Source organism: Pontibacter flavimaris, from assembly GCF_001907195.1.
Classification (GTDB): Bacteria; Bacteroidota; Bacteroidia; order Cytophagales; family Hymenobacteraceae; genus Pontibacter; species Pontibacter flavimaris.
The window spans coordinates 625989-650776 of record NZ_LVWA01000004.1; the positions used below are offsets into that span (position 1 = coordinate 625989).

At 55.3% G+C, this 24788-nt stretch carries 26 protein-coding genes; 13 read left to right on the plus strand and 13 right to left on the minus strand.

The window, feature by feature from the left end; translation table 11 throughout:
• Window positions 1–362 precede the first annotated feature (362 nt).
• From A3841_RS07710 to A3841_RS07720, 3 genes are all read right to left on the minus strand, one after another.
• Window positions 363–575, minus strand: coding sequence for a hypothetical protein (locus A3841_RS07710; protein ID WP_073851713.1), 213 nt, complete (start codon window positions 573–575; stop codon window positions 363–365).
• Between the two features lie 189 nt (window positions 576–764).
• A complete protein-coding gene (locus A3841_RS07715; protein ID WP_073851714.1) occupies window positions 765–1322 on the minus strand; it encodes a lipocalin family protein in 558 nt (185 codons plus the stop codon).
• A 9-nt stretch (window positions 1323–1331) separates the two neighbouring features.
• Window positions 1332–1763: a GNAT family N-acetyltransferase gene (locus tag A3841_RS07720; RefSeq protein WP_073851715.1), complete on the minus strand. Its 432-nt coding sequence runs from the start codon at window positions 1761–1763 to the stop codon at window positions 1332–1334.
• A gap of 228 nt (window positions 1764–1991) precedes the next feature.
• Between A3841_RS07720 and A3841_RS07725 the strand changes: the two genes are divergently transcribed.
• The 5 genes from A3841_RS07725 to A3841_RS07745 all read left to right on the plus strand — a co-directional run bounded on the left by A3841_RS07725 (window position 1992) and on the right by A3841_RS07745 (window position 7954).
• The gene (locus tag A3841_RS07725) at window positions 1992–2489 is read left to right on the plus strand and encodes a YajQ family cyclic di-GMP-binding protein (protein WP_073851716.1); all 498 of its coding nucleotides are present in this window, start codon (window positions 1992–1994) and stop codon (window positions 2487–2489) included.
• Window positions 2490–2665: 176 nt separating this feature from the next.
• Window positions 2666–3451 carry a TerC family protein gene (locus tag A3841_RS07730; protein WP_073851717.1) on the plus strand — a complete coding sequence of 262 codons (786 nt, stop codon included), beginning with the start codon at window positions 2666–2668 and terminating at the stop codon, window positions 3449–3451.
• 864 nt (window positions 3452–4315) lie between these two features.
• A complete protein-coding gene (locus tag A3841_RS07735) occupies window positions 4316–6634 on the plus strand; it encodes a M20/M25/M40 family metallo-hydrolase (RefSeq protein ID WP_073851718.1) in 2319 nt (772 codons plus the stop codon).
• A 23-nt stretch (window positions 6635–6657) separates the two neighbouring features.
• A complete protein-coding gene (locus A3841_RS07740) occupies window positions 6658–7185 on the plus strand; it encodes a GNAT family N-acetyltransferase (protein ID WP_073851719.1) in 528 nt (175 codons plus the stop codon).
• Window positions 7186–7393: 208 nt separating this feature from the next.
• Window positions 7394–7954: a DUF4142 domain-containing protein gene (locus A3841_RS07745; protein WP_073851720.1), complete on the plus strand. Its 561-nt coding sequence runs from the start codon at window positions 7394–7396 to the stop codon at window positions 7952–7954.
• 29 nt (window positions 7955–7983) lie between these two features.
• On the opposite strand, the gene A3841_RS07750 is transcribed toward A3841_RS07745, so the two are convergent.
• From A3841_RS07750 to A3841_RS07765, 4 genes are all read right to left on the minus strand, one after another.
• On the minus strand, window positions 7984–8646 hold the full coding sequence (locus tag A3841_RS07750; protein WP_073851721.1) for a hypothetical protein: 663 nt from the start codon (window positions 8644–8646) through the stop codon (window positions 7984–7986).
• A 109-nt stretch (window positions 8647–8755) separates the two neighbouring features.
• On the minus strand, window positions 8756–8941 hold the full coding sequence (locus A3841_RS07755) for a hypothetical protein (protein WP_073851897.1): 186 nt from the start codon (window positions 8939–8941) through the stop codon (window positions 8756–8758).
• A gap of 184 nt (window positions 8942–9125) precedes the next feature.
• Window positions 9126–10142, minus strand: coding sequence for a dipeptidase (locus A3841_RS07760; protein ID WP_073851722.1), 1017 nt, complete (start codon window positions 10140–10142; stop codon window positions 9126–9128).
• A 110-nt stretch (window positions 10143–10252) separates the two neighbouring features.
• Complete coding sequence (locus tag A3841_RS07765) at window positions 10253–10813, minus strand: DUF4864 domain-containing protein (protein WP_073851723.1); 561 nt, start codon at window positions 10811–10813, stop codon at window positions 10253–10255.
• 139 nt (window positions 10814–10952) lie between these two features.
• On the opposite strand from A3841_RS07765, the gene A3841_RS07770 reads away from it, so the two are divergent.
• The 3 genes from A3841_RS07770 (at window position 10953) to A3841_RS07780 (ending at window position 13821) form a co-directional block, all read left to right on the plus strand.
• On the plus strand, window positions 10953–11753 hold the full coding sequence (locus A3841_RS07770) for a phosphatase PAP2 family protein (protein WP_073851724.1): 801 nt from the start codon (window positions 10953–10955) through the stop codon (window positions 11751–11753).
• Between the two features lie 40 nt (window positions 11754–11793).
• Window positions 11794–13065: a zinc dependent phospholipase C family protein gene (locus A3841_RS07775; protein ID WP_073851725.1), complete on the plus strand. Its 1272-nt coding sequence runs from the start codon at window positions 11794–11796 to the stop codon at window positions 13063–13065.
• 234 nt (window positions 13066–13299) lie between these two features.
• Window positions 13300–13821: a hypothetical protein gene (locus tag A3841_RS07780; protein ID WP_073851726.1), complete on the plus strand. Its 522-nt coding sequence runs from the start codon at window positions 13300–13302 to the stop codon at window positions 13819–13821.
• A gap of 75 nt (window positions 13822–13896) precedes the next feature.
• Here the strand turns inward: A3841_RS07780 and msrA are convergent, their stop codons facing one another.
• Window positions 13897–14397 carry a peptide-methionine (S)-S-oxide reductase MsrA gene (msrA, locus tag A3841_RS07785; protein ID WP_073851727.1) on the minus strand — a complete coding sequence of 167 codons (501 nt, stop codon included), beginning with the start codon at window positions 14395–14397 and terminating at the stop codon, window positions 13897–13899.
• Window positions 14398–14487: 90 nt separating this feature from the next.
• Here msrA and A3841_RS07790 point away from each other — a divergent pair, with 90 nt between their 5' ends.
• On the plus strand, window positions 14488–15573 hold the full coding sequence (locus A3841_RS07790) for a DUF3616 domain-containing protein (RefSeq protein WP_073851728.1): 1086 nt from the start codon (window positions 14488–14490) through the stop codon (window positions 15571–15573).
• A 74-nt stretch (window positions 15574–15647) separates the two neighbouring features.
• Window positions 15648–16106 carry a hypothetical protein gene (locus tag A3841_RS07795; RefSeq protein ID WP_073851729.1) on the plus strand — a complete coding sequence of 153 codons (459 nt, stop codon included), beginning with the start codon at window positions 15648–15650 and terminating at the stop codon, window positions 16104–16106.
• Window positions 16107–16183: 77 nt separating this feature from the next.
• On the opposite strand, the gene A3841_RS07800 is transcribed toward A3841_RS07795, so the two are convergent.
• From A3841_RS07800 to A3841_RS07810, 3 genes are all read right to left on the minus strand, one after another.
• Window positions 16184–16447: a hypothetical protein gene (locus A3841_RS07800; protein ID WP_073851730.1), complete on the minus strand. Its 264-nt coding sequence runs from the start codon at window positions 16445–16447 to the stop codon at window positions 16184–16186.
• 92 nt (window positions 16448–16539) lie between these two features.
• On the minus strand, window positions 16540–18060 hold the full coding sequence (locus tag A3841_RS07805) for an HTTM domain-containing protein (protein ID WP_073851731.1): 1521 nt from the start codon (window positions 18058–18060) through the stop codon (window positions 16540–16542).
• An 84-nt stretch (window positions 18061–18144) separates the two neighbouring features.
• A complete protein-coding gene (locus tag A3841_RS07810) occupies window positions 18145–18588 on the minus strand; it encodes a hypothetical protein (RefSeq protein WP_206073069.1) in 444 nt (147 codons plus the stop codon).
• 368 nt (window positions 18589–18956) lie between these two features.
• Here A3841_RS07810 and A3841_RS07815 point away from each other — a divergent pair, with 368 nt between their 5' ends.
• A complete protein-coding gene (locus tag A3841_RS07815) occupies window positions 18957–19604 on the plus strand; it encodes a DsbA family protein (protein ID WP_073851732.1) in 648 nt (215 codons plus the stop codon).
• Here the strand turns inward: A3841_RS07815 and A3841_RS07820 are convergent.
• Window positions 19586–20011: a hypothetical protein gene (locus A3841_RS07820; protein ID WP_073851733.1), complete on the minus strand. Its 426-nt coding sequence runs from the start codon at window positions 20009–20011 to the stop codon at window positions 19586–19588. The two genes, A3841_RS07815 and A3841_RS07820, sit on opposite strands and share 19 nt — an antisense overlap.
• A 194-nt stretch (window positions 20012–20205) precedes the next feature.
• Window positions 20206–20427 carry a hypothetical protein gene (locus A3841_RS07825; RefSeq protein WP_139307909.1) on the minus strand — a complete coding sequence of 74 codons (222 nt, stop codon included), beginning with the start codon at window positions 20425–20427 and terminating at the stop codon, window positions 20206–20208.
• Between the two features lie 171 nt (window positions 20428–20598).
• On the opposite strand from A3841_RS07825, the gene carB reads away from it, so the two are divergent.
• Window positions 20599–23412 carry a carbamoyl-phosphate synthase large subunit gene (carB, locus tag A3841_RS07830; protein WP_073851735.1) on the plus strand — a complete coding sequence of 938 codons (2814 nt, stop codon included), beginning with the start codon at window positions 20599–20601 and terminating at the stop codon, window positions 23410–23412.
• Window positions 23413–24491: 1079 nt separating this feature from the next.
• Window positions 24492–24770: a DUF4834 family protein gene (locus A3841_RS07840; protein ID WP_073851737.1), complete on the plus strand. Its 279-nt coding sequence runs from the start codon at window positions 24492–24494 to the stop codon at window positions 24768–24770.
• The last annotated feature ends 18 nt before the right edge of the window (window positions 24771–24788 follow it).

Here is a 24788-nt window from a genome sequence, read left to right on the forward strand (position 1 = left end):
AACAGGCGGCTCAAGTTATGATGAGCGAAACATTGACCAAGTCAATACAGGCACTACCGGATAAACGAAAACATACGCTTATCTGCACTATGTGCGGAGGTATACTTCTCATCAGAAACTGCCTTCTCATACTTTTAATCAGTTGTAGCGCCTTTTCGAGGCAGCAACTTCCTTAGCAGGAAATAAACTGCCGCGTATACAATACCCCAGGAGGCAATATCAATTATAAACTTCATGTTGAGTAAACCTTCGCTGAACAAATCATACTCAAACCCGATCAGGTGGTGCATAACCTTAACAAGCAGGTAGGTTATAAAAAGAGAAAGAAAGGCGGTTGGGCCTGTGTCTTTGCGCATCCTCTTTTACTTGGCTATAAAGAACTGACAGAGGTAGGCGCCTGCTGCGGTAGCCAGCACCAGCAACAGGATAATGTTGGCTATGAGCGGGATTTTTACATGTCTCTTCTTCTTGGAGTCGTACAAACTGCTTCCCATAACAAGTATAAACAGCAGGGAGTTGATGGCGGTCAGTGCTTTGTTGATCGTCATCCAGATAGCTCGGAAGGTTAGTGCCATGGGCTTTTCTCGGTTATGATGCAGTAGTATAGTGGCAAAACAATATAAGAAATTTTCAATACTACTGTAGCGCCATTGCAAGATTTTATACTTGCGTTATACTTTGCAGATGCCCGCGCACAAATAAAAACAGCTGCCAACGTATAATTACCCTGGCAGCTGCTCTAAAGTATAAATCAATAAGTATAGCTACCCTTGCGTAAAGCAGCTCTGGTCGGTTAGCAGCAGGTGCTCCACCGGAAACCCCTTTAGTTCGGCCAGCTGCACCAGCCGCTCCAGCACGTCCTGGTCCAGGGTGGGGGTGCGGGAAAGGATCCAGAGGCTTTCGCGGTCGGGGGCTCCTACCAGGGCATAGGCATAGTCGGGGTCCAGCTCCAGCACCCAGTAATCGCCCCGGAAAGGCCAGAAGAACTCTACCCGCAGCTTGCTGTTATTGCTGCCCTCCACCGGAAAGCCCTTGCCCTCGGCCATCTTCAGTCTTCCGTTCGGTCCGCCTTTGCGGCAGGCGTTCTGCACCTCCACATAACCCCCGCCAGGGTGCAGGCTGTACTCGGCGTACACGCAGTGGCAGGCTTTTTCGTAGCGTTGTGGCAGGCGCGCAATTTCATACCAACGGCCCATGTAGCGGTTCAGGTCCACGCGGGGCACGGTTTTGAGCGGGGCATGGTTGCGGCTTCGTGTGCTAAGTATGGCCGCGCCAGCCAGCACGGCTCCGGCGGTTAGCAGTAGTTTGGTCTCCTTTTTCATAGTTTGTGGTTAAAGCCGCTTGGCCATCAGGAAGTGCTGAATGGTGCCGAACAGCAGGTGTGTTTTCTCTAGTAGTTCATACCCGTTGCGGCGGTAAAAGTTCACGGCATTTTCGCGGGCCTGCAGCGTTAGGCGCTCGGCTCCCAGGGCGCGGGCGCGGGCCTCCACATACTGCAGCAGCAGGTCGCCGAGGCGCTTGCCCTGCTGGTCGCTGCGGATGCCCATGAACCGCAGCTGCCCCTCCTGCGGCGCGCTCAGGTGCAGGCGGCACACGCCCAGGGCCTCTCCGTCCTCGCTCACCAGCATGGCGTGGATGGCGGTGGCATCGTCGTCGGCGCGCTCGCTGCCCTCGGGCTGGCCCCAGGGCTGGCGCAGCGTCTGGTAGCGCAGGCGGTAGTACTGCTCAAACTGCCCGGGCGTGGCGGGTTCTATTATTTTCATGGCTGATCGTTAGATTGTTTCAGATCTGTTAGCTGCGTTTGGGTTCCGGTTTATACTTTACAGCAAGGGTTGCGGCTTTAGCGGATACCATAGATCAGTTTAGCAATTCTTCCATCAACATACAACAATTTAACAATGCCGCCACGCAGCCTTCAACAATTAGCAATTAAGGAATAACTTTGTCGGCTTAATCAAGTAAATCAGTTTCTAAAGTATAAGTATAAAACTATGGCATCTTTCGACATTGTAAGCAAGGTAGACCCGCAGACCATGGACAACGCCGTGAACGTGGCCCGCAAGGAGATCCTGAACCGCTACGACTTCCGCGACACCAAGGGCAGCATCGAGTTCGACAAGAAAAACAACATGGTCAACATCGCCATGGAAAACGAGATGCGCGTGCAGCACACCGAGGACGTGCTTATCGGCAAAATGGTGAAACAGGGCCTCGACGCCACTGCCCTCGACTTCACAAAAGAGCCCTACCAATCGGGCGCCATGCTGAAGAAGGACATCAAGGTGAAGGCCGGCATCGACAAGGAGACCTCCAAGAAGATCATGAAGCTCATCAAGGACAGCAAGCTGAAAGTATCGGCCGCCATGATGGACGAGACCATACGCGTGACCGCCAAGAAGATCGACGACCTGCAGGAGGTAATTGCCCTGCTGCGCACCAACGCCGAGGAAATAGGCATGCCGCTGCAGTACGTGAACATGAAAAGCTAATTTAATTGCTGGTTGTTGCTTGTTGCTTGTTGGGGAATTTATTTTAGTAAGTTGCTTCGTTAAAAACGCTTAGGGCGGCGAATCAGAACTGTTTTTAACCCTCCGAAGAACAGCTAACTACCTATACAAGTATAGCCACAGCAATAGACAATTAGCAACTAGCAATTAAGTAAACTATGGAAATCTTCGCCAATCCGGATACTTGGATAAGCCTGCTCACGCTGACCTTTATGGAGGTGGTGCTGGGTATCGATAACATCGTTTTTATCTCGATCATCGTGAGCCGTCTGCCGAAGGAGCAGCAGGCGAAAGGGCGCAACATCGGCCTAATGCTGGCGCTGGTGTTCCGCGTGATCCTGCTCTTGTTCATTTCCTGGATCGTGAGCGCCTCCGACCCGATCTTCTCGATCAACCTGCCGTTTACCGAGGAGGATTTTGCCGTCTCCTGGCGCGATATCATACTTTTCGCCGGTGGTCTGTTCTTGCTGGCTAAGTCCGTTACCGAGATTCACAACAAGCTGGAGGGCGAGGAAGAGGTCCATACCGAAGGCAAGGCATACGCCACGATGGGGCAGGTGCTCGTCCAGATCATCCTCATCGATATCGTGTTCTCCTTCGATTCTATCCTGACGGCCGTGGGGCTGGCGCAGGAGGTGATCATCATGATCATCGCTGTGGTGCTGGCCATGGGCATCATGCTGGTCTTCGCCAAGTACGTGAGCGACTTTGTGAACAAGCACCCGACGGTGAAGATGCTGGCCCTGTCCTTCCTGCTCCTGATCGGCTTTATGCTGGTGGTAGAGGCGCTGCACCAGCACATCCCGAAAGGCTACATCTACTTTGCCATGTTCTTCTCGCTGCTGGTGGAAATGCTGAACCTGCGCCTGCGCAAGAAAACCACACCGGTACACCTGCGCCAGAACGAGATAGTGGAACCCGAGGAGGAAGAAGTTGTAAAGTAAACAACCCCTGAGAAGTATAAAGCAGCACCGGCACCCCAGCAACAGGCGGTGCCGGTGCTGCTTTATACTTTGTTTCACCCCTCCCCAACCCTCCTAAAAACAAGGGAGCTTTTGCAGTGCCGGGTCCAACCACCCCTACCCCTCAGAGCTACGCTCGCTACCTTCGAACTCGCGTTCTCGGTAGTCTAAGGCGGGGAATTCTGCACTTATTATACTTTATTGTCATCTCGAGCAGGGCGAGAGATATATCGGGAATTCTGAGGAGATCTCTCATTTCATTCGAGTTGACAAATAAGCAGCGGCTATCGAATCTGAACCCAGTCCTTGGGTTGAGCGCCTTGTGAGATCCGGTGCCACGCTAGTGGCAGCGCCCTGGCGCAGGAGGGAACACAGCGCGATCCCCAAGGACGAGCCCTCTCGGGCTTGAGAGCACCAAAGTATACTATGCAACTATAGGTGAGTAAGTCTGGAGGATCAGGGGCAGCTAGTAAGTATAGCTTGTATCAAAAAGCAGGAAGCGGTGGCTCAAGGCACAAGCGGACGCCCCGAAATGCTCCGGGACTTTCAGCTTGCGCCAGAGAAGTATAAAAGTATAACTCAAGTATAAAATATGGCTCTTCGAGCCAGTTGAGTCAGAGACTCAACATCATGAAAAGACACAAGTCTGAAGACTTGCGCCAGAAGGAGGAAGTATAAGCAAAGTATAAAAAGGCACGCACCGGCGGCTGCAACTACAAGCTTCTACTTATACAGGATCCATACTTTGCAGCAGGGAAGGGGAGCAAGAGCGGCAAAACCTTAAACTTCAAAACAGCTTATCTGCAGAATTTAGGTATATTAGCTACATACTATACTACTCCCGCTATGCGCCACCGCCATACCGCTGTTGCTGTTCTGCTGCTGTTCACGCTGATGGGGCTGTCCGTGCTGAGCCTCTGGCTGCTGACCCCGCCAGCGCCCGTGCCTGCCGATGCCCCTGCCACCGAGTTCTCCGCAGAGCGGGCTATGACGCACGTACGGCAGATCGCGCAGCAGCCGCACGCTATGGGCACAGTGGAGCACGCCAGGGTACGAGACTACCTGCAGCAACAACTGGAGCAACTGGGCCTGGAGCCGCAGGTGCAGGAGACCACTGCCGTGAACGGAGCGGGCGGGGCCGCCACAGTGGGATATGTATACAACCTGATCGGGCGCTTAAAAGGCACTGGTGAAACAGGCAAGGCCATCCTGCTGATGGCCCATTACGACTCGCAGCCCAACGCCCGCGGCGCCGGCGACGATGGCGCCGGCGTGGCCGCCATACTCGAGACTATCCGCGCCCTGGAGCAGGATAAGCCACTGCAGCACGACGTGATCGTCCTGCTCACCGATGGCGAAGAGTATGGCCTGTACGGTGCCCGCGCTTTTCTGAAGCACCCCTGGGCACAGGAAGCGGCGCTGGTGCTGAACCTGGAGGGCCGCGGCAACAAGGGACCGAGCATGACCTTCGAGATGAGCCCGCAAAACGGGTGGGTGGCCAAACACTACACGCAGGCCGCACCCTATCCCTTCGTAAGCTCCCTGGGCTACGAGATCTACAGCCGCATGCCCAACGATACCGATTTCACGGTTTTTAAGGACGCCGGCTACAGCGGCCTGAACTCTGCGTTTATAGATGGTTTTGTGCACTACCACAAGGCCACCGATGCGCCCGAGAACCTGAGCCTGCGCAGCCTGCAGCACCATGGCAGCAACCTGCTGGCCCTTACCCGCCACTTCGCCCATGCTTCCCTGGAGCAAACCAAGGGCCCCGACAGGGTGTTTTTTAACGCCATCGGCTCCTGGGTGGTTAACTACAAACCCATCCTGAACCTGCTCTGGGTAGCTTTGGCTACGCTGCTGCTGTTTGTAACGGTGCGCGTGGCGCTGCAGCAGGGCGTGGTAAAAGTGCGCGGCATCGTGATGGGCTTTTTGCTGTACCTGCTGCTGCTGGTCGCCATCACCATTCTTTTTTACCCGATAAACGAGCTGGTGTGGGCGCAGCTGCCCTTTTCGCACCGGCATAATGGCTTGTATAGCTCCGATGCCTTTTTTGCGGCGTACCTGTTTCTGGCGCTGGGGCTTTTTCTGCTCCTGGGCCGGTTGGCCTTGCGTTGGATACGGATGGTCTCGCTGCTGCTGGGCGTGTTCATACTTCAGTTCATTCTTTTGATGGCCATGTACCTGCTCATGCCCAACGGCTCTTACCTGCTCCTGTTCCCGCTGCTGTTTAGTTTGGGCGGAGCGTTGGCGCTGCTGCTGCTGGGCTGGAAAGGCGGCCCGGAGATGGTGCCGAAGTATACTTTCATCCTGCTGCTGGCAAACGTGCCGGCCGTGTTTATGCTGCTGCCCATGGCGCAGCAGGTGTTCATGGCTTTTTCGCTGCAGCTGCCCTATGGTACCGTGCTGCTGGTGCTGTTGCTGGCCGGGCTGTTGCTGCCGCTGCTGGTCTTTGTGGCCCGCGCCCTCAGCCGTAAAAGTATACCGCTGCTGTCGCTGCTCTTCCTGCTGCTGGGCGGGGGGCTGGTATTTGCGGGCATCGCCGGGGAGAAACCTTCTGCCGAAAAGCCGCTGCACAGCCACGTAAGCTATTACCTGGATGCCGATTCTGGCAACGCCTGGTGGGCCTCCCGCTTCCACGCCACCGATGATTGGAACCGGCAGTTCTTCCCCAACGCCACCACCGCGCCACTCACGGAGATGTACCCGCACGCCTCCATCCAGTACCTGAAAAATAAAGCTGAACCACTGGATTTACCTGTCCCGCAGGCCGAGGTGCTGCAGGATTCCGTAGCTGGCGGGGAGCGCATCCTTGTCCTGAGACTACATTCGCCGCGTGGCGCCGCCCACCTGGAACTGGCGCTGCAGGCAGAAGCTCCGGGAGCGATAGGAAGTATAAGACTGGCAGGCGAGGACCTGCAACTAAACCCTATCGAGACAGCTGAGGGAGAAGTATACTTTACCCGCTTCCATGGCCTCCCCGTAAGCAAGGAGATAACGCTGGAGCTGCGCCTGCGCCCGGACACGCCGCTCACGCTGCACCTCCTCGACCAAAGTATAGGCCTGCCGCAGCAACTCGTAAAAACGCCCCGCCCCGCTCACGTTATCCCCGACCAGGGCCGCGACAGTAACCTGACGGTAGTACGCAAGAGCTATACTTTCTAAGCGGTTAGTCAGGCTACAAGAACATGGGAAATATCGATATAAGAAAAGCAACCGAAAGCGACCTCGACCTCCTGCAAAAAATTGGCAGGCAAACTTTTTCCGAGACCTTTTCAGCAGCAAACACGGAGGAGAATTTAAAACAGTACCTGCAGGAAGGGTTTTCTGCCGAAAAACTGGCTGCTGAACTTCGTGACCCGGGTTCTGCGTTTTACTTTGCGCTGCTCGGCACGGACGTGATCGGCTACCTGAAACTAAATGTTGGGCAATCGCAGACGGAACTGAAAGACGACAGCGCCCTTGAGATCGAACGGATTTACGTGCTAAAGGAATTCCATGGAAGCAGAGTAGGGCAGCGGCTTTTTGAGCAAGCCATACAAACAGCACGGCAGAAGAACCTGGACTATGTATGGCTGGGTGTTTGGGAGGAAAATCCAAGAGCGATAAATTTCTACAGGAAGAATGGCTTTGTGGCGTTCGGCAAGCACACTTTCAGGTTGGGCCAGGATGAGCAGACAGACATTATGATGAAGCGGTCCCTGAAAGACGGGTAGAGAGACCAAAGGCTGGCAGCACTGCATCTTCATCTATGGCGCTTTTGCCCTTCCTCAGGCTGATGCTTTGACCTGCCTTCCGTGGGTTTATGTAGCAAACCTTCCAGCCTGGTTTATACTTTTAGAGGAATCTCGGTCTGAGTTAAACTAAAGGGGCGGCGCCTGCAGTATAGGGTATAACAACGATCATACTTGCACCCGACACGACATGCTCCTAGATAAGATCATCACCCTTGCCCTTGCCGCCGTTTTCCTGATTGCCCTCTCCTGCGAGGGGCCCTCGGCAAATGAAACCGCTACCGAAAGCATCCCGCAGAAAAGAACCCTGCTACACGAGCCCGCCTTCTGGGATTATGCCGCCAGCAGTAACATGCTGCAGGTAGAGGTGGCCAGGGTAGCGGCCGCAACCAGCTCCACCGAGCGCATCAGAAGTATAGCCGCCGAGGCTATGGAATTTCACACACAGGCGCTGGAGGAACTGAAGGCGCTGGCGCAACAACACGAAAACATACCCTTGCCCGACAGTCTGGGCGCCGCCGATACCGGACTGGTGCTGGAGTTTAAGCTGCTGGAAGGGGAGGAACTGGACACACATTTCCGGGAGTTCGTGATCAGCACCCACCATGCCCAGCTGGACAGGTATGAAGAGGCACTTTTAAAGGCTGATGATGCCAAGACCCGTGACTGGCTGATGGACATGCGGGCGCACCTGCGTCAGGAAATCCACCTGCTGGCAGAAGCAGACTCAACAGAAACTGCCGGGGAGTAAAGTATAAGTATAAGTATAAGTATGGGATGTTACTTCCAGAGGTCGGAGGCTTTGCGGGCCATCCGGAAGAAGAGTTCGCGTTCCAGCCCCGCCACCTGCCGCGCCTCGCACTCGGAGTAGCCGTTCTCCACCGCGTTCAGGTAGTCGTAGTAGAGCTGGGCCAGCTCCAGCGAGTCGTCCTCAAAGCACTCGGTCAAGTCTTCGGAGACTTGCTTTTCGGGCTCAAATACCTTGGAGGGGTACAGCCTGTCGAGTTGGTAGATAAGGTATCTCTGGCGGGTCTTGTTCGATTTTCCGCCAAACAGCTGTTCCAGGGGCAGGTCTTCCTCCTCGTTCTCCTCCAGCGCCTCCAGGTCGTCCTCCACAGCCAGCGGCTCATACACAATGATGTCGTGGCCGGTGAGTTCCAGGTACTCCCCGAACTTCTCCTTGACCGGTATCAGCGTGGGCGAGTCGTAGGGCTTGTCCAGGAGCTCGGCCATGTGCAGGGCCATTTCTCTGCCTTTTTCGCCGGCGGCGATCAGTATCTGGTTAAACTGGCCGAAATCGCAACCCAGGTACACAAATTTATACTCATCGTCGAGCACCGTAAAGCACCAGAGGGTTATAAATTCGGTGTCGTCTATCACCACCGTGTCGATGTATAGTTCGTTTATCTGAACATAGCGTGGCGAGTATTCCTGAGCATCCATGGTGTTAAGGCTTTAGGTTCTGGTTGCGGCGCAGTATAGGCACTATTACTGCGTATACGGAGTTTTGGGCCACATGGCAAATAACCTATATACAAATTTACGCCCGTGCTCAGTCGTCGTGGCGGCGCAGGTAGTAAATAATCCCGCCCAGCAGCGTCACCCCAATCCGTATGGCCAGGCTTCCGGTTTCGCCAAACTGATTTAACCAATTGAGTACTACCAGGTTAGCGCCGGTGAATTCCAGCACGAGCGAAACAAGCCCCGCGAGCAGCAGAAACAATCCGATAAATTTCATAGCTGTAAGTTTTTTAGTGAAAGAGCTGTTTTCATAAGGCAAACTTGTAAAAAGCCAGTTTCTCCCTGCAGCCTCTTCCTCTAAATATAGTAATTTATAAGTATAAAACCAGCGGATTTTAATCCATGCGCTAAAATGGGTACAGCGCCAGGCAAAGCCTTATTTTCAGGAAACCCGCAGCGGCTTAGCCCCAGATGCGCTCTATGAAACGCTGGGCGTTGCCATGCGCCAGCTTCTGCAGCTGCTCCTTAGAAAACTGCTCTTCCAGGCGCTGCAGGACGTGGGCATAACTACGGCCGGCCTGCTCATACTCTTTGTAGTAAAACGGGAAGCGGCTGCGGTCCAGCTCATCGGCAAAGTAAAAGTAGTCGGCCCCGAAGCAAAGGGCGTCCTCCGCGCCGTGGCCAAAGCCGTAAGTGATGTGCTGCAGCAGGGCCTCCGGGTCCTCGGTGTTCAGGAACTTGCGCAGAAAATTCATCCCGATCAGGCCCTTGCGACGGATGATCTCCTGCGAGAGCTCGTCGGGCAGGTTGCGCTCATGGGGCCATACCGGCCTGAAGTTAGAATGACTCGCGATGACGGGAATGTCCAGCCGCTCCGTGTCGATGTGGTTCAGGATGTCGAAGGCCAGGGCGTCGCTGGTGTGGGAGAGGTCCACGGCGATGCGGCGGCCGTGTAGGTAGTCGAGCAGCATGCGCCCATCGGTGGTGATGCCGTGGCTGGGGTCCGAGGAGTTGCCGCCGCCGAAGCGGTTGGCGGTGTGGTGGGTAAAGCTGATGTAGAGCACGCGGCCGCAAACCTCTATGATCTTCTCCAGGCGCTTGAAACCCTCCTCCAGCGGCTCGTCCTCCTCGCAGAAACCGGCGGCGTTCTCAATAGCGGCCACCATGCCGGTGCCTCCCTGGCGCTGCATCGCCTCCTGCAGCTGCCCCGCATCGGTCACGGCGGTCAGGCAGTTATCGGCATCGGCCAGTTGGCGGAACATGTCGCGCTGCAGCGCGGCAAAGCGGGTGCTGCCGGGGCCGGTGGCGGAGTAAATGGCCATTACCTGCAGCTTCACGTTTCCTGCTACCAGTGCCGGCGCCGCGCAGCCTATCTCCTCCGTCTTATTCATATCCGCGTGGGGCACGTCAGTCAGGTATACCAGCAGGTCGCAGTGCAAATCGATAATGGGCAGGCGGGTGGCGGGTGTTTGGGTCATGGGTGGAAGGATAGGTTCAGGGAAGTAAGATAAGGCAAAAATTCGATTCGGGTAAACACTTTTACCTGACAAAGTATAGATACCTTCGGCCTTGTTGGAGTGGGCAGCGGTTACAGGTTGCTCGTGAAATGGACCTCCTCCATACGGGCAATTCCCTCGGTCATCCAGCAGTCCTTGTAGGAGCCCCTGCGCTGCTTTGTAAGTATAAACATGAAGGCCTCCCGCTGCCCGTCCGGCGTCTCTATCACCACCAGTTGGTAGGCATTCTTCCCTGCCACCACGAGTTGTCCGGTTTTGTAACTTTTAAAGTTGAGGATAGGACGATATGCAGGCTCCCGAACCATCAGGCGGAAGTGCTTCAGCGGCCCCAGGTACGCTCTGTTGGAGGGCGAGGAAAAGTTGAACAGGGTAATTACGCCGCTGTCGGCGGGGTCGTTCTGCTGCAGGGCGTGTAGCTGTATGCTGACCACCTGGCGTGGCGAGAGTGCCTTGTCAGGCTTCAGGTATGTCCATTTGGAGGTATGGGCGATGTCGGGGCTGGCAGAAGTATAGGAGGCGTAGTGGTGCTCTTCCATGGTGGGCATGGCCGGAAACTGTATCCAGAACAACACGAGCAGCAGCACGCCGATAGCCAGCATGATTTTGTCGAATATGTTGTCGTGCGCCTTCATGTAAATATGTACTTTATTTAGGCGCTGATGGTTGTGGAACCACCGTTTTTTGGGGTAGACGGGTGCCAGCAGCCTGCCAACGTTTCAAAATAACGTAACAAAGTATAGCGTCTTCGTATATTCTCCTCAGCAGCACACAATGAGAAAGCAACACATACTAGTAGACAAAGCCCGCAGAGTCGCTGGCTGGTTGCTTAGGCGGCCGGTGGTGGTGCGCCTGCGGCAGCGCTTCCCCCAGACTACCTCCTTTATAGCCAACCGCCTGCACACCGGCCGTTTCGTAGGCCTGCCGCTAACGCTGATCATCCTGACCGCCCTACTGAACATGATGCTGCTCTCCAACCTGGCCGAAAGCGTGGTGGAGGCGGAGTGGGTGGTGCAGGTAGATAAGAAGTTCAATATCCTGCTGTACGGCATCCGCTCTGAGGGGCTCAGCCAGGCCCTTTATACCGTAACCTGGCTCGGCGACCGGCAGGCTGTGTTCGTGCTGGGCGGCCTGGCTACCGCCGTGCTCCTGTTTCGACGGCAGTGGTTTTCCATTGTGGCCTATTGGCTGGCCATGGGGGGCGTGGGGCTGTCGGTCAGGTTCGGCAAAACCATCATCAGCCGCGCCCGCCCGCAACAGGATATGGCCTATTACCTGGTGGACCACTTCTCTTTTCCGAGCGGGCACGCTACCACCTCCCTGGTATTGATCGGGATGCTGGCTTACCTGCTCTACCGCCACCTGCAGGCTGCCTGGCAACGGCGCCTGGTCGTAGCGCTGGCGCTGCTGCTGATCGGCCTGGTAGGGTTTAGCCGCATGTACCTGGGGGTGCATTACCTGTCGGATGTGGTGGCGGGTTACCTGTTGGGTATTTTGTGGCTGCTGGTAGGTATTAGTCTGGTGGAGGTACTGGAATACAACAGAAGGCGCCATGACAACCTGCCTCTTCCCTGAGGCGGCACCTTTCGCCCGCTATTCCGTAACAAGGGCAAGTATGAGATGTAAACTATATAGAAGTATTCTGAGCCTCACGCTGCTCGTTCTCGCCCTCCTGCCAGCCCTGCCTGCCCGGGCGTATGGTGTGCTCACGCACCAGGCGGTGATAGACGCCGCCTGGGACACCAGCCTGAAGCCCCTACTGCTCCGGCGCTACCCCAACGCCACAGAAGAGGAACTGAAGCAAGCGCACGCCCATGCCTACGGCGGCTCCATTGTGCAGGACATGGGCTACTATCCCTTTGGCAACGCCTTCTTCACCGACCTTACCCACTATGTGCGCAGCGGCGATTTTGTAGAAAGCCTGCTGCGCCACGCCGGCACCGTGGAGGAACTTGGCTTTGCCCTGGGGGCCATGGCGCACTTCAACGCTGATATCTACGGGCACCCCATCGGTACAAACAGAGCCGTACCGCTGGTTTACCCTGAGGTAGGGCAGGAGTATGGCCATGCCGTTACCTATGCCGATGACGCCATCTCGCATATAAAGACAGAATTCGGCTTTGATGTGCTGCAGGTGGCGCGGGGAAGCTACGCGCCGGAGGCTTACCAAGAGTTCATCGGTTTTGGAGTGGCAAAGGAGCTGCTGGAAAAGGCCTTTCTGGAGACCTATGGGCTGGAGTTGGGGGAGGTTTTCATTAGTTTGCCGCTGGCCATTGGCAGCTACCGCTATACCATCCGGGGCCTCTTTCCGGAGCTGACGAAGGCGGCCTGGCAGGCAAAGAAAAGCGAGATTCAGGAGGCGCAGCCAGGGGTAACCCGGCGGCAGTTTACGTACCGCATGAGCCGGGCCGGTTTTCATGAGCAGTGGGGCCGGGAGTATGAGCGCCCGCACTTCTTTGCCCGCGCCACGGCATGGGTGATGAAGGTGCTGCCCAAACTTGGCCCGCTGCGCCCGCTGGCCTTTGTGCCTCCTACCCCCGAAGCCGAGGAACTATACCTGGAGAGCTTTAACGTGACCGTGGATAAGTATAATGCGATGGTAAAGCGACTGGAACAGCGCCCGCCGCAACTGCAGAACCTGCAGCTCGACACCGGCAAGCCCACCCGCCCCGGCACCTATCCCCTTACCGACGAGACCTATGCCGCGCTGCTGAAGAAGCTGGCCAAAGCCGAGTTTAAACAAGCTGATGAGGCCTTACAACAGCACCTGCTTTTATACTTTAAGGAGGCCAAGGCTCCTGATGGCAGCGATAGAGAAGCGCTAAAGGAGTGGGAGAAAACACAGGAGCACCTTATACTGCTGCAGCAGCTGCATGCGGGCAGGTAGGGCCGCTGCATTGCATTGTTCTTGCACTTGTACGGGAATACCGGGTAACAGCAGCTGAGGGCCACAAACCACTGAGAGAACGGAGCTGCAAATCAAAAATATGGCGCCAAACGCAACTAAGCTCTGCGTTTAACGATAAATATAGTTACGGGCTTTGGTATAGTCACAGAAACAGCAGCTATACCAGCCCGGGAGAAATTGTACCATTTTTAACCAGACATAGAAAGAAAAACAATGGAAACGAACAAGAATAACACCTCAGCCTCCCAGACACAGGGACAGTCCAATAGAAGCAATATGTCGCCTTCCGGCAGCACGCAGAGCAACTCTAATCAACACCAGGGCAACCTCTCTAACCAGCACAGCTCTAATCAGAACCAGAACAGCAGCAGCCAGAACATGCAGGGCCGCAGCAACCAGAAGGCCACCACAGGCCAGGGCGGCATGAAGGACATACAAGGCAAGCTGACGCAGTTTGGCAGCACAGCCGCCAATAAGTTTAACAGTATGACCACCACGCAGAAAGCCATGGTAGGCGGCGCCGTGCTGGCATTAGGTGCCGGCTGGATGGCCATGAGCCAGAAAAACAAGAACAAGATAAAGAACCAGATCAGTTCAGCGGCGGGTTCCGCGAAAGATGCGCTGCACAACATCAACGCGAAGCAGCAGCAGAACAGACCGGGCAGCTCATCAGGCAATGTGTCTGGTAGCAGTTACAGCTCCGGCACATCGGGAACGAACGCCCGCGTAAAATAAGCCGGGACAAAGTATAAAGGAAAAGCCGGACCATACAGGTCCGGCTTTTTTTGGTGCGCTTAAAGTATAAACTGATTAGTGGGTGCGGCAGCTGGCCTCGCCCCGCTTCATCAGGTACTGCTGGTGGTATTCCTCCGCCCGGTAAAACACATCCGCAGGCGCTATCTCGGTCTGTATCTGGCGCCCGCTGAACTCCGGCGACTGCTGCCAGTTCTCCTTGGTAGTCTCGGCCATCAGGCGCTGCTCGTTGTTGCGATAAAATACCACGGAGCGGTACTGCGAGCCCACATCCGGCCCCTGCCTGTTAAACTGTGTAGGATCGTGGGCGTGCCAGAACACCTGCAGCAGCTGGTCGTACGTTACCTGCTGCGGGTTGAAGCTTACCTGTACCACCTCGGCGTGGCCGGTGCGGTCGGAGCAAACATCCTGGTAGGTCGGGTCGGCAACGTGGCCGCCCATGTAGCCTACCTCGGTATTTACCACGCCGGGTGTGTTGCGGAAGGTTTCCTCTATGCCCCAGAAACAGCCTGCCCCAAACGTGGCGATCTCAAATCCTTTATTTTCTGATGATTCCATAGTGTTACAATGCTTACTCCCTATCCGGGTGCGTTACCTACAGGTAGGGCAATTCCGTAAAATGCCTTACCCATACTTTAAAACCGTAAAATGAAAGAGAAGGTTATACTTCAGTTCGATTCAAAACTAAGCCTGAACCCGGAGGGGAAGCACGTACGCGACGGCCTCTCGGCGGCCCTCTGCACCGGCAACAACCTGTGGGTTAGCTGCGATGAGCGCACCACCATTGAGCGTCTTACCCGCCAGCCCGACGGCTCCTACGCCCGGCACCGGTCTTTTAACCTGGAGGATTACATTGACCTGCCCGCCAAAGGCGAAAGCGAGATCGACATCGAGGGCATGGGCATTGCCGGCAGCTACCTCTGGATCATGGGCTCGCACAGCCTGAAACGCAGCAAGCCCAAGCGGCACCAATCCATCGCGAAGCAAATGAAACGGCTGGCCCGCGTAAAAAGCGACCCCAACCGCTACCTGCTGGCGCGCATCCCCATACTTCAGGACAAGGAAACCGGGGATTATACCTTGCACAAGGAGGCGGATGACCCTGATGAACCCGGCCATACGCTGCGGGCGGCACAACTGCACGGCGATACCCAGAGCAGTATCCTGACCGAAGTGCTGGCCCGCGACGAGCACATTGCGCCCTTTATGAACATCCCCGGCAAGGATAACGGCTTTGACGTGGAGGGGCTGGCGATACACGGCAAGCGCATTTTCATAGGGCTGCGCGGGCCGGTGCTGCGCGGCTGGGCCATAGTGCTGGAGGTGGAGGCCGAGGAAGACGAGGAGGGCGAGCTGCACCTGAAAAAGCTGGAGAACGGCAAGCCCTACAAAAAGCACTTCCTCAACCTGCGCGGTAAGGGCATCCGCGAGCTCCGCTTCTTTGGCGAAGATTTATACTTGCTGGCCGGCCCCACCATGGACCTGGACGGGGTGATCGCCATTTACCGCTGGCCCAATGCGGTGGGGGAGCCCGAGCAGATGGTGCACCATAACGAGCTGGACCGGCTGCGCGAGGTGCCGCACGGCACCGGCAAGGACACGAGCAAAGACAAAGCCGAGGGCCTGGCCTTGCTGGACGAGCACCACGTGCTGGTGGTGTTCGACAGCCCGATGGACGAGCGCAAGCAGGGAGAGCACGCCGTGTGGGCCGATGTGCTGCGTGTGGCGGAGTAAGTGTAACCTTAACCGGACAAACGGCCTATACTTGTTAAAACAGCCTGGTGCTGCAAACCTAAACGAATAAAACTATGAACAACGCTATAAAAGCAATGGCCGGAGGCCTGGCCGGTGCCTGCGTGCTTACGCTGGTGCACGAAACGGTGCGCCGCCTCGTGCCTGATGCCCCACGCATGGATGTGCTGGGCATGCGCGCCATCTCCAAACTGATGAAAATGGCTGGCGAGGAGCCGCCGCAGGATAAGGAGGAGCTGCATACCATGTCGCTGGTGGGGGATATTTTCTCCAACTCGGTTTACTATAGCCTGGCCGGAACAGGCAGGGACGCCTGGTGGCGCGGAGCCATACTTGGCGCTGCCGCCGGGGCGGGCGCGGTGCTGTTGCCGGGGCCGCTGGGCCTGGGCGAGGAGCCAAGCAACCGCACTCCCAAAACGCAGGCCATGACCATTGGCTACTACCTGCTGGGGGGCATGGTGGCGGCGGCCGTGGGTTACGCCCTCAGCGGCGACGAAGAGGCGGAGGAAGTATAAACTATATCAGACTTAAAACAGGAAAGGCAGGCACTTCAAAGCGCCTGCCTTTCCTGCTTATAAAGTATAAACAGCTTTTAATTTCCGCTTGTTGTGGTGCCTCCCGTGGTACCGGAGGTTGTTCCGCCTGTGGTGCCCATGTTGGTGGAATCACCCATCGTGTCGTTCATGGTGGTGTCGTCCATCATAGTGTCGTCGTCCATCATGCCATCATCCATGTTCTCTGGCTCGGTGGTGTTGGTGTCGGTTTCTACGCCGGTGGTGTTTTCGGTGCTGCAGCCTGATAAGGCCGTGGCAGCGAGCAGCGAGCCGGCAAATAAAAATGCATATGTTCGTTTCATAGCTTATAGTTTAAGTTAAGTATCAGTAATGAAATATCTTTTACGTGATTCCCCCAAAAGGGATAATGCCTATACCTGCCCCGGGTTTATACTTACTCCGGTTGGTTGGCGCAGCTGCACAGCACCTCGCGGGTGGGCACGGCCAATTGGTAGTCGGGCAGCGAGGGTTCTTTCATGTAAATAACCTCCAGTTGCCGGATAGGTTGCTGCGGGTGGGCCTCGTTCCAGCGGCGCACCAGGTAATTGCAGTAGTAGGGCCGCATGTAGGCGTTGTGGATGAACAGGTAATTCTCGGAGTACTTGCGCCAGCGGTCGTTCTTGAACAGCGACACCACCGAGGCCGGCTTGCTGTAGTCTACCTCCTTGCCCTCCTGATTCAGGTCTATGTTGATGCCGTTGTTGGTGTATCCCTCCAGCACATACCAGCCGTCATCCTTAAACACCGTAGGCGAAAACATGCCCCAGTGCTGGTCGAGGCGCAATAAGTAGCCCAGCCAGCGGCTGCTGTCCGGTAGCTTGTGGATGGGCAGTTGCGTGGTGCTCAGGTTCCACCAGATGCAGTAAAACAGCGCCACCGCCACAAAGCCGCTGCGCACCGGCGAGAGCAGGTGCTGCGGGAAGAACGGCCTGCGCCAGTTTACCTGCACGTTTATACTTACCGGGCTGCTAAGTTTGCTGAAAATGTTCCTGAACTGCCCCATCCCGGGCCTCCGGAATGACCCCAGCACGCGCCTGTCGAGCCAATCCATGGCGAAGGAGGGCAGCAGCCCGGCCACAGAGGCGATGTTGATGAGGTAGAAAAGGCCCACAAACAGCGTGAGGCTGATGCCGATATGGAATCCGACCAGTACCAGCACCACCACCATCCGGAAGAACCTGGTGTACCAGGGGATGAGCAGCAGGAAAGGCAGCAGCAGTTCGGTGTACCAGGCGGCCAGGGTAAGTATGCGCAGCAGCTCCGGGTAGGGATAGATAAGGCGCCCCACCGGCATCAGGATCTGGTCGAGGCTGAGGGCATAGTACAGGGCGGTGCCGTCGGTGTGCCACTCGGGCGAGTTCTTGAGCAGCGCGGTGCAGAAGTAGACCAGCCCCACCTGCAGGATGTAGGCCATGGTGGCCGCACTGAAGTAGGTGGTTTGCTGCGGTAGAACGCCGTGTTTCCGGGCCTGCACGGCATCGGCAGCATAAAACCGGCCCCAAGGCAGGAAGATACCCCAGAACAGCAGCATCCGGAGCAGGTCGTCTCCTCCCTGCTCTATAAGCGGGTTGCGGTTCTGCAGCGAGAGCAGCAGCAGCCAGGTAGCCACCGTGGAGAGGCGCGTTTTGTAGCCCAGCAGCAGGCAGCAGGCAAAGCCGGCGGCAAGTATAAACAGCGCCAGCTGGAACTGCCAGAGCCCGCTGAGCGCGTGCAGCGAGAAGAACTGCGGCAGCCACAGGTGCTGGTGCAGCACGTGCAGCGGCAGCACCCCCATGTTGGAATAGTGCGCCTCCAGGTCGGTGGCCCGGATGGCCAGGTCCAGCAGCACGATGCCTGCCAACCATATCCGCATCAGGGCCAGGGCCCGCAGGTCTACGGTAAACACTTTGCGCAGGTATAGCTCCAGGTACTTCATCGGCTACAGGTTACTCGTAAAAGCAGAAAGGCAAATACCTGGTGGTGTCTGCCTTTCTTGTTATCGGATTAAGGTTACCTATGGTTACATGGTTGTGGTGCCTGTTGTAGTACCGGTGGTGGTGCCGGTAGTCGTGCCAGTCGTAGTACCAGTAGTCGTTCCTGTCGTGGTGCCAGTGGTAGTTCCGGTTGTGGTACCGGTGGTCATGCCAGTCGTAGTACCTGTCGTTGTGGTACCGGTAGTGGTTCCAGTGGTAGTACCAGTAGTTGTGCCGGTGGTGGTTCCAGTGGTTGTGCCGGTCGTCATGCCAGTGGTTGTGCCAGTCGTCGTAGTTCCCGTAGTTGTTCCTGTCGTCGTTCCTGTTGTCGTGCCGGTGGTACTCGTGGTGGTGCCGGTCGTCGTGCCATAATCTTCCTCCGTTGTATCCATTCCCTCGCTGTCGGTGGTGCTGTCAGAAGTCGTGCAGCCGAAAGTAAAGGCAGTTATGGCAAAGGCTGTGGCGCAGAAGGTTATCAAGTTCTTTTTCATAGTATTAAGTGTTTGTTTTTATATGTTGGTTTAACTTAATGTTGATTCTACGAGCTATCGCATAAAAAGTATAAATATTGTACATGGTTTGATATCATACTTCCTTATAAAATAGGCTTTTATAGCGGGGCGATGCCTGCAAAGTACCACTGCAGGGGCACTGGGGCGGTTGGGTTGCAGGCTTCTGAACGCAGTTTCAGGGCCCGATGCCTCTCTGAATCCTACCAGGAGAGGGCAGGCAAACAGGCCGCAAGTATAAACCCGGCGCAAGTATAAAATAGGATTGCTGCCTGGCCGGTAAGGCTGTTGCTGGTAAACTTTTGCGCATCCGGGTGGTTAAGGAGAAACATACTTAAGAAGATATAAAAATGGAGAAACCTAAAGTATACTATGTGCAGGATGCCCTGTGCGGCTGGTGTTATGGCATGGGTCCCGTTATCTCCCGCCTGTATGAGGAGCAGGAGTACACGTTCGAGGTGCTGAGCGGCGGCATGATACGCGGCAACAACGTGCGCCCCATCAGCGGCATGGCCGCTTACATTAAGCAGACCAGCCCCCGCCTGGAGGAGATGACCGGCGTGAAGCTTACGGACACCTATCACCGCGAAATACTGGACAAAGGCACGTACATGAGCAACTCTGAGCCGCCGGCTGTGGCCATGGCCATACTTAAGGAGCAGTTCCCGGAGCAGCAGGTGCCCCTGGCGGCAGCCATCCAAGAGCAGCACTTTGTGGAAGGCCTGGACCTGAACGAGGTGGAAACATACCTGCCGGTGGTGCGCGCCTTCGGGGCCGACGAGGCGGATTTCAGGAAGAAGTTTACAGATGAGAAGTACCTGGCAAAAGCGCGGGAGGAGTTTGAGCTGGTGGAGAACTGGGGGATAAACGGTTTCCCGGCGGTAGTATGCGAGGCAGGCGGCAAGTTATACCTGGCCGCGCGCGGCTTTCAGTCTTACGAGCAGTTGAGCGCCACCCTGCAGCAGGTGCGGCAGGAATCTCAGGCGGCCGGGAAGTGATTGCCCTCGGTTGCCGCAACAAGCCACTCGTAGGCGGAGGTCAGGTCCTCGAACACGGCAACCTCAAAGGGGAAAGGCTCTATCTTATTGGTGTTCATAAAATACTGGAGCTGCTTTTGGGCAACAGGGTCGAAGGAGTTGATAAAGGCAAAGCGCTTTAGCGGGAGTCTGCGAAAACCCTCCAGGAACTCCTGTAGTGTCCATCGGGCGTCCTCCAGCGATATGGCGGCCAGCAAGCGCCGGTCTGCAATAGCGTAGGGCGTGTGCATCTCATCCACCAGGTGCAGGAATTGGAGGAGCGTATTCCGGTACTCCTGGCTTGTACAGCGCCCATACCACTGGCTTACGATCACGTTGTGGGCTGCATAGTACTCTATGTGGTGAAAGGGAGTAGAGGCTAGAACCATAGGCCGCTGTTTAGGGTCCGATTACATTCCTTAATGTTAAGGAATTATCTGCTCAAATCCAAGGCATAAATCGTAATAGAACTAAAAAAAATAATATAACTATTGCGCATTATAACGCCCTGTCCGGAACTGGGCAGCAGGCTCCTCAGCGGCCGTAAAATGCCGCTGAGGAGCTTTATAGATACTTTTCTCCCTTACTTGGTGCGCAGGTTGTTTGCATTGCTGCCGTCCAGTTTTCGGGTGTCCTCTTCGTTCTTGGCCGCTACGTTGCCACCCTCCTCCTTGCCCTCCGGTTCGCTGTCGAGTATGTCGGTTTCCTCTTTCTTCACTCCTTCCAGTGGTTCCGGGTTCTCGTCGGGCAGGCGCTTGCTCTCGTCGGCGTTGGTAATGATGTCGTCTTCCTTTGGTGTTTCCATGATTTTTAGCGTTTGGTTCCTGGTTATCTATACATACAGGTACTGCCAAAGCCGCCGCTTTGTTTGTGCCTGATGCGGGGGCATCCTCTAAAATAATCCACATCTAGGCACTTTTACGTTGCGAGCCCCAACATTTTGCCTTAACTTTGGGCAATTTATACATACCACCCAATGCCTAAAGACACCTCCATTAAATCCGTTCTCATCATAGGCTCTGGACCAATCGTTATCGGCCAGGCTTGCGAATTCGATTACTCTGGCTCCCAGGCCGCCCGCTCTTTAAGAGAAGAGGGTATAGAGGTTACACTCATTAACTCCAACCCGGCTACCATCATGACGGACCCGGTTACGGCGGATAACGTGTACCTGAAGCCATTGGAGAAGAAGTACATCATTGAGATCCTAGAAAAACATAAAATTGACGCTGTGCTGCCTACCATGGGCGGACAAACAGCCCTGAACCTGGCCATCGAGTGCGATAAGGCCGGCATCTGGGAGAAGTATGGCGTTCGCATTATCGGTGTGGACATCAGGGCCATCGAGACCACCGAAGACCGCGAGCAATTCCGTCTGAAAATGCTGGAGCTGGGCGTAAACGTTTGTAAAGGAGAAACAGCCACCTCGTTCTTAGAGGGCAAGGAGATAGCCCAGGAAATCGGTTTCCCGTTGGTGATTCGCCCTTCGTTTACCCTTGGTGGTACGGGGGGCGGTTTTGTTAATACCCCTGAGGAGTTCGACGCGGCCCTTACCCGCGGCCTGCACGCCTCGCCAACCCACGAAGTGCTGGTAGAGCAAAGCATCATGGGCTGGAAAGAGTATGAGCTGGAACTGCTGCGCGATAACCTGGGCAACGTGATCATCATCTGCTCCATCGAAAACTTCGACCCGATGGGCATTCACACCGGCGACTCGATTACCGTGGCTCCGGCCATGACGCTGCCGGACACTGTGTACCAGCAAATGCGCGACCTGGCCATTAAAATGATGAACGGCATCGGGCAGTTTGCCGGCGGCTGTAACGTGCAGTTCTCGGTTAATCCCGACGACGACACGATCATTGCCATCGAGATCAACCCGCGCGTATCGCGCTCCTCGGCCCTGGCCTCCAAAGCAACGGGTTACCCCATCGCCAAGATCGCGGCCAAACTGGCTATCGGCTACAACCTGGACGAGCTGAAGAACGCTATCACCAAAACCACATCGGCCTACTTTGAGCCTGCCCTGGACTACGTGATCGTAAAAATCCCGCGCTGGAACTTCGATAAATTCCCGGGCGTGGACCGCAGGCTTGGCTTGCAGATGAAATCCGTGGGAGAGGTAATGGGCATTGGCCGTACGTTCCAGGAGGCACTGCAGAAAGCCTGCCAGAGCTTAGAGATCAAGCGCAACGGCATCGGTGCCGACGGCAAAGAAGAAACCGATTACAACAAGCTTATCCACAGCCTTGCCAACCCAAGCTGGAACAGGTTGTTTAGTATAAAAGATGCCATGCGCATCGGTATCCCGACGAACACGATCCAGAAGATCACCAAAATCGACCCGTGGTTCCTGGCCCAGATAGAGGAGCTGGACATGATGGAGAAGGAGATCGAGAAGTATAGCCTGGCTACCATTCCGGCTGACTTACTGCGTGATGCCAAGGTGAAAGGCTACGCCGACCGCCAGATTGCCCACCTGCTGCGCTGCAAGGAAAGCGAAGTGTTTAACGTGCGCAAAGAGCTGGGCATTAACCGCGTGTACAAAATGGTGGACACCTGCGCAGCCGAGTTCGAAGCCAAAACGCCATACTTCTACAGCACCTACGAGGGCGAGAACGAAAGCATTGTTTCCGACAGGAAGAAGGTGGTGGTGCTGGGCTCCGGTCCAAACCGCATTGGCCAGGGCATCGAGTTTGACTACAGCTGCGTGCATGGCGTTTTGGCTGCCAAGGAGTGCGGCTACGAAACCATCATGATCAACTGTAACCCTGAGACCGTAAGTACAGACTTCGACATTGCCGACAAGCTATACTTTGAGCCGGTGTTCTGGGAGCACATCTACGAGATCATACTTCATGAAAAGCCGGAGGGCGTGATCGTGCAACTGGGCGGGCAAACTGCCCTGAAGCTGGCCGAGAAGCTGGACCGTTACGGCATCAAGGTAATGGGCACCAGCTACCAGGCCCTTGACCTGGCCGAGGACCGTGGTTCATTCTCTTCGCTGCTGCGCGACCTGGGTATCCCGTATCCGCCGTTTGCCGTGATCGAGACGGCCGAGGAAGCGCTGGAACTGAGCAAAGAGCTGAAGTTTCCGCTGCTGGTGCGCCCAAGCTACGTGCTGGGTGGCCAGAACATGAAGATCGTGATCAACGACAAGGAACTGGAAGCCCACGTCATCGACCTGCTGAAGGATCATCCAGGCAACAAGGTGCTGCTCGACCACTTCCTCGACAATGCCATTGAGGCCGAGGCCGACGCCATCTGCGATGGTGAGGACGTGTACATCTGCGGTATCATGGAACACATCGAGCCGGCTGGTATCCACTCCGGCGACTCTTATGCCGTGCTGCCTCCGTTTGACCTGAGCGAGAACGTGCTCAATCAGATTGAGGAGTACACCAAGAAGATTGCGGTGGCCCTGCAGACGGTGGGTGTGATCAACATCCAGTTTGCCATCAAGAACGAGATCGTGTACATCATCGAGGCTAACCCGCGTGCGTCGCGTACGTTCCCGTTCATTGCCAAGGCCTACCGCGAGCCGTACATCAACTACGCCACCAAGATCATGCTGGGCGAGGCGAAGGTGAAGGACTTCAACTTTACCCCGCACAAAGAAGGCTACGCCATCAAGGTGCCGGTGTTCTCCTACAACAAGTTCCCGGAAGTGAACAAGGAGCTCGGCCCGGAGATGAAGTCCACCGGCGAGGCCATCTACTTCATCGACGACCTGCACGACGATTACTTCACCAAAGTATACTCCGAGCGGAATATGTATATGAGTAAGTAAGAAGTATAAAGTTGCTCAAATCCCTCTTCTGCCTGGCAGAAGAGGGATTTTGTTTTGGTGTCTGGTGTATGCTTGGCTATACTTCCCCGCTTGTGCCTGGAAGGCGCTACTCCGGGTCCAACCACCCCTCCCAAGTATACACCCCTCCCCAACCCTCCCCTAAAAACAGGGGAGGGAGTATTCAGCAGATGATGATCATCCCCCTGCCCCCTTCAAAGGGGGACTTTGCTGAGGTTGCTTTATGGATAAGTATAAGTTTCATCGTCAAGAACAGCAGCTATCGAATCTGATCCCAGCCTTTGGGTTGAGCGCCTATGCGAGTTTTTCCGGTGACGAGCGGCAGCGAGGCATTGCGACGCAGGAGCAAAGGAAAAGCTCCCAGCGCGATGCCCTTATCGAGGGCCCCTACCCCCAAGGCGAGGCCTCCTGGCCAGGAAGGAACCAAAGTATAAATGCAACAAGCAGGTTGTAAAGCCGTGGATCAGCGGAAGCTAGAAAGTATAACTTGGTTCAAGCGGGAGGAAGCAGCGGCTAGGAAAGTATAAACCACCAAGTATGAGCAAAGTATGAAAGGCACAAGCGGACGCTCCGAAATGCTCCGGGACTTTCAGCTTGCGCCAGGAAAGTATAAAGTATAGCCCAAGTATGAATCAGCAAGTATAAGTATGGCTTACGCGGATTAAGAAATCCGCAGCAGAATTGGTTCCGGACAAGGATGTCCGGAACAGCGAAAGAATAGTGGGAAATATAAAGTATGGCCAAAGTATGAATTATGGCTTTTCAAGCCACTCAAGTCACAGACTCGACATCAACCGTAGGACACAAGTCTGAAGACTTGCGCCAGAAAGTAGGGGAAGTATAAAGTATGGCGAAAGTATAAACCAGCCAATGAAAGTATAACCCACCGTGCCAGACCGGAACTAAGCCATCAAAACCTGCATTTGAAAACTATACTCTTTATCTTTGCCGTACACCGCCAAAAAGTCAGGTAACAAAAGCTTGGCAAAGGAGTTGTAAACAAGTATAGGTATTGTTTTTGCAGTATGCTCTGGCGTACTTTTCAAAGAGATTTCAGCACAATGATCAAATTCATATTCACCACCTTACTCATCATTTTCTTCATCCGCATGGTAGCGCCGCCGCTGTTCAGGTGGTTGCTGGGGATGTTTATCCGGAAAAAGATGCGCAATGGCTCCTTTTTCTACACCAACATGCATCAGCAGCAGCGCCAGCAACAGGAGCAGCAAAGTCAGAACGGCCGCGCGAAAGGCGATGTTTCTATCGATTACATTCCGGAGCGGCCCGAGCGCAAGAGTTTCAAGGGCGGCGAGTACGTGGATTATGAAGAAGTAAAATAAAACTATTATCTTTCAAGC

Coding starts and splice junctions, on each gene's coding strand:
- A3841_RS07720 (WP_073851715.1), bottom strand. CDS start 1,763: ATGAAAATAATAGAACCCGCCACGCCCGGGCAGTTTGAGCAGTACTAC.
- A3841_RS07825 (WP_139307909.1), bottom strand. CDS start 20,427: ATGGAAACACCAAAGGAAGACGACATCATTACCAACGCCGACGAGAGC.
- A3841_RS07735 (WP_073851718.1), top strand. CDS start 4,316: ATGCGCCACCGCCATACCGCTGTTGCTGTTCTGCTGCTGTTCACGCTG.
- A3841_RS07745 (WP_073851720.1), top strand. CDS start 7,394: ATGCTCCTAGATAAGATCATCACCCTTGCCCTTGCCGCCGTTTTCCTG.
- A3841_RS07750 (WP_073851721.1), bottom strand. CDS start 8,646: ATGGATGCTCAGGAATACTCGCCACGCTATGTTCAGATAAACGAACTA.
- A3841_RS07805 (WP_073851731.1), bottom strand. CDS start 18,060: ATGAAGTACCTGGAGCTATACCTGCGCAAAGTGTTTACCGTAGACCTG.
- A3841_RS07800 (WP_073851730.1), bottom strand. CDS start 16,447: ATGAAACGAACATATGCATTTTTATTTGCCGGCTCGCTGCTCGCTGCC.
- A3841_RS07795 (WP_073851729.1), top strand. CDS start 15,648: ATGAACAACGCTATAAAAGCAATGGCCGGAGGCCTGGCCGGTGCCTGC.
- A3841_RS07810 (WP_206073069.1), bottom strand. CDS start 18,588: ATGAAAAAGAACTTGATAACCTTCTGCGCCACAGCCTTTGCCATAACT.
- A3841_RS07820 (WP_073851733.1), bottom strand. CDS start 20,011: ATGGTTCTAGCCTCTACTCCCTTTCACCACATAGAGTACTATGCAGCC.
- A3841_RS07725 (WP_073851716.1), top strand. CDS start 1,992: ATGGCATCTTTCGACATTGTAAGCAAGGTAGACCCGCAGACCATGGAC.
- carB (WP_073851735.1), top strand. CDS start 20,599: ATGCCTAAAGACACCTCCATTAAATCCGTTCTCATCATAGGCTCTGGA.
- A3841_RS07790 (WP_073851728.1), top strand. CDS start 14,488: ATGAAAGAGAAGGTTATACTTCAGTTCGATTCAAAACTAAGCCTGAAC.
- A3841_RS07730 (WP_073851717.1), top strand. CDS start 2,666: ATGGAAATCTTCGCCAATCCGGATACTTGGATAAGCCTGCTCACGCTG.
- A3841_RS07760 (WP_073851722.1), bottom strand. CDS start 10,142: ATGACCCAAACACCCGCCACCCGCCTGCCCATTATCGATTTGCACTGC.
- msrA (WP_073851727.1), bottom strand. CDS start 14,397: ATGGAATCATCAGAAAATAAAGGATTTGAGATCGCCACGTTTGGGGCA.
- A3841_RS07755 (WP_073851897.1), bottom strand. CDS start 8,941: ATGAAATTTATCGGATTGTTTCTGCTGCTCGCGGGGCTTGTTTCGCTC.
- A3841_RS07840 (WP_073851737.1), top strand. CDS start 24,492: ATGATCAAATTCATATTCACCACCTTACTCATCATTTTCTTCATCCGC.
- A3841_RS07710 (WP_073851713.1), bottom strand. CDS start 575: ATGGCACTAACCTTCCGAGCTATCTGGATGACGATCAACAAAGCACTG.
- A3841_RS07740 (WP_073851719.1), top strand. CDS start 6,658: ATGGGAAATATCGATATAAGAAAAGCAACCGAAAGCGACCTCGACCTC.
- A3841_RS07765 (WP_073851723.1), bottom strand. CDS start 10,813: ATGAAGGCGCACGACAACATATTCGACAAAATCATGCTGGCTATCGGC.
- A3841_RS07775 (WP_073851725.1), top strand. CDS start 11,794: ATGAGATGTAAACTATATAGAAGTATTCTGAGCCTCACGCTGCTCGTT.
- A3841_RS07815 (WP_073851732.1), top strand. CDS start 18,957: ATGGAGAAACCTAAAGTATACTATGTGCAGGATGCCCTGTGCGGCTGG.
- A3841_RS07770 (WP_073851724.1), top strand. CDS start 10,953: ATGAGAAAGCAACACATACTAGTAGACAAAGCCCGCAGAGTCGCTGGC.
- A3841_RS07715 (WP_073851714.1), bottom strand. CDS start 1,322: ATGAAAAAGGAGACCAAACTACTGCTAACCGCCGGAGCCGTGCTGGCT.
- A3841_RS07780 (WP_073851726.1), top strand. CDS start 13,300: ATGGAAACGAACAAGAATAACACCTCAGCCTCCCAGACACAGGGACAG.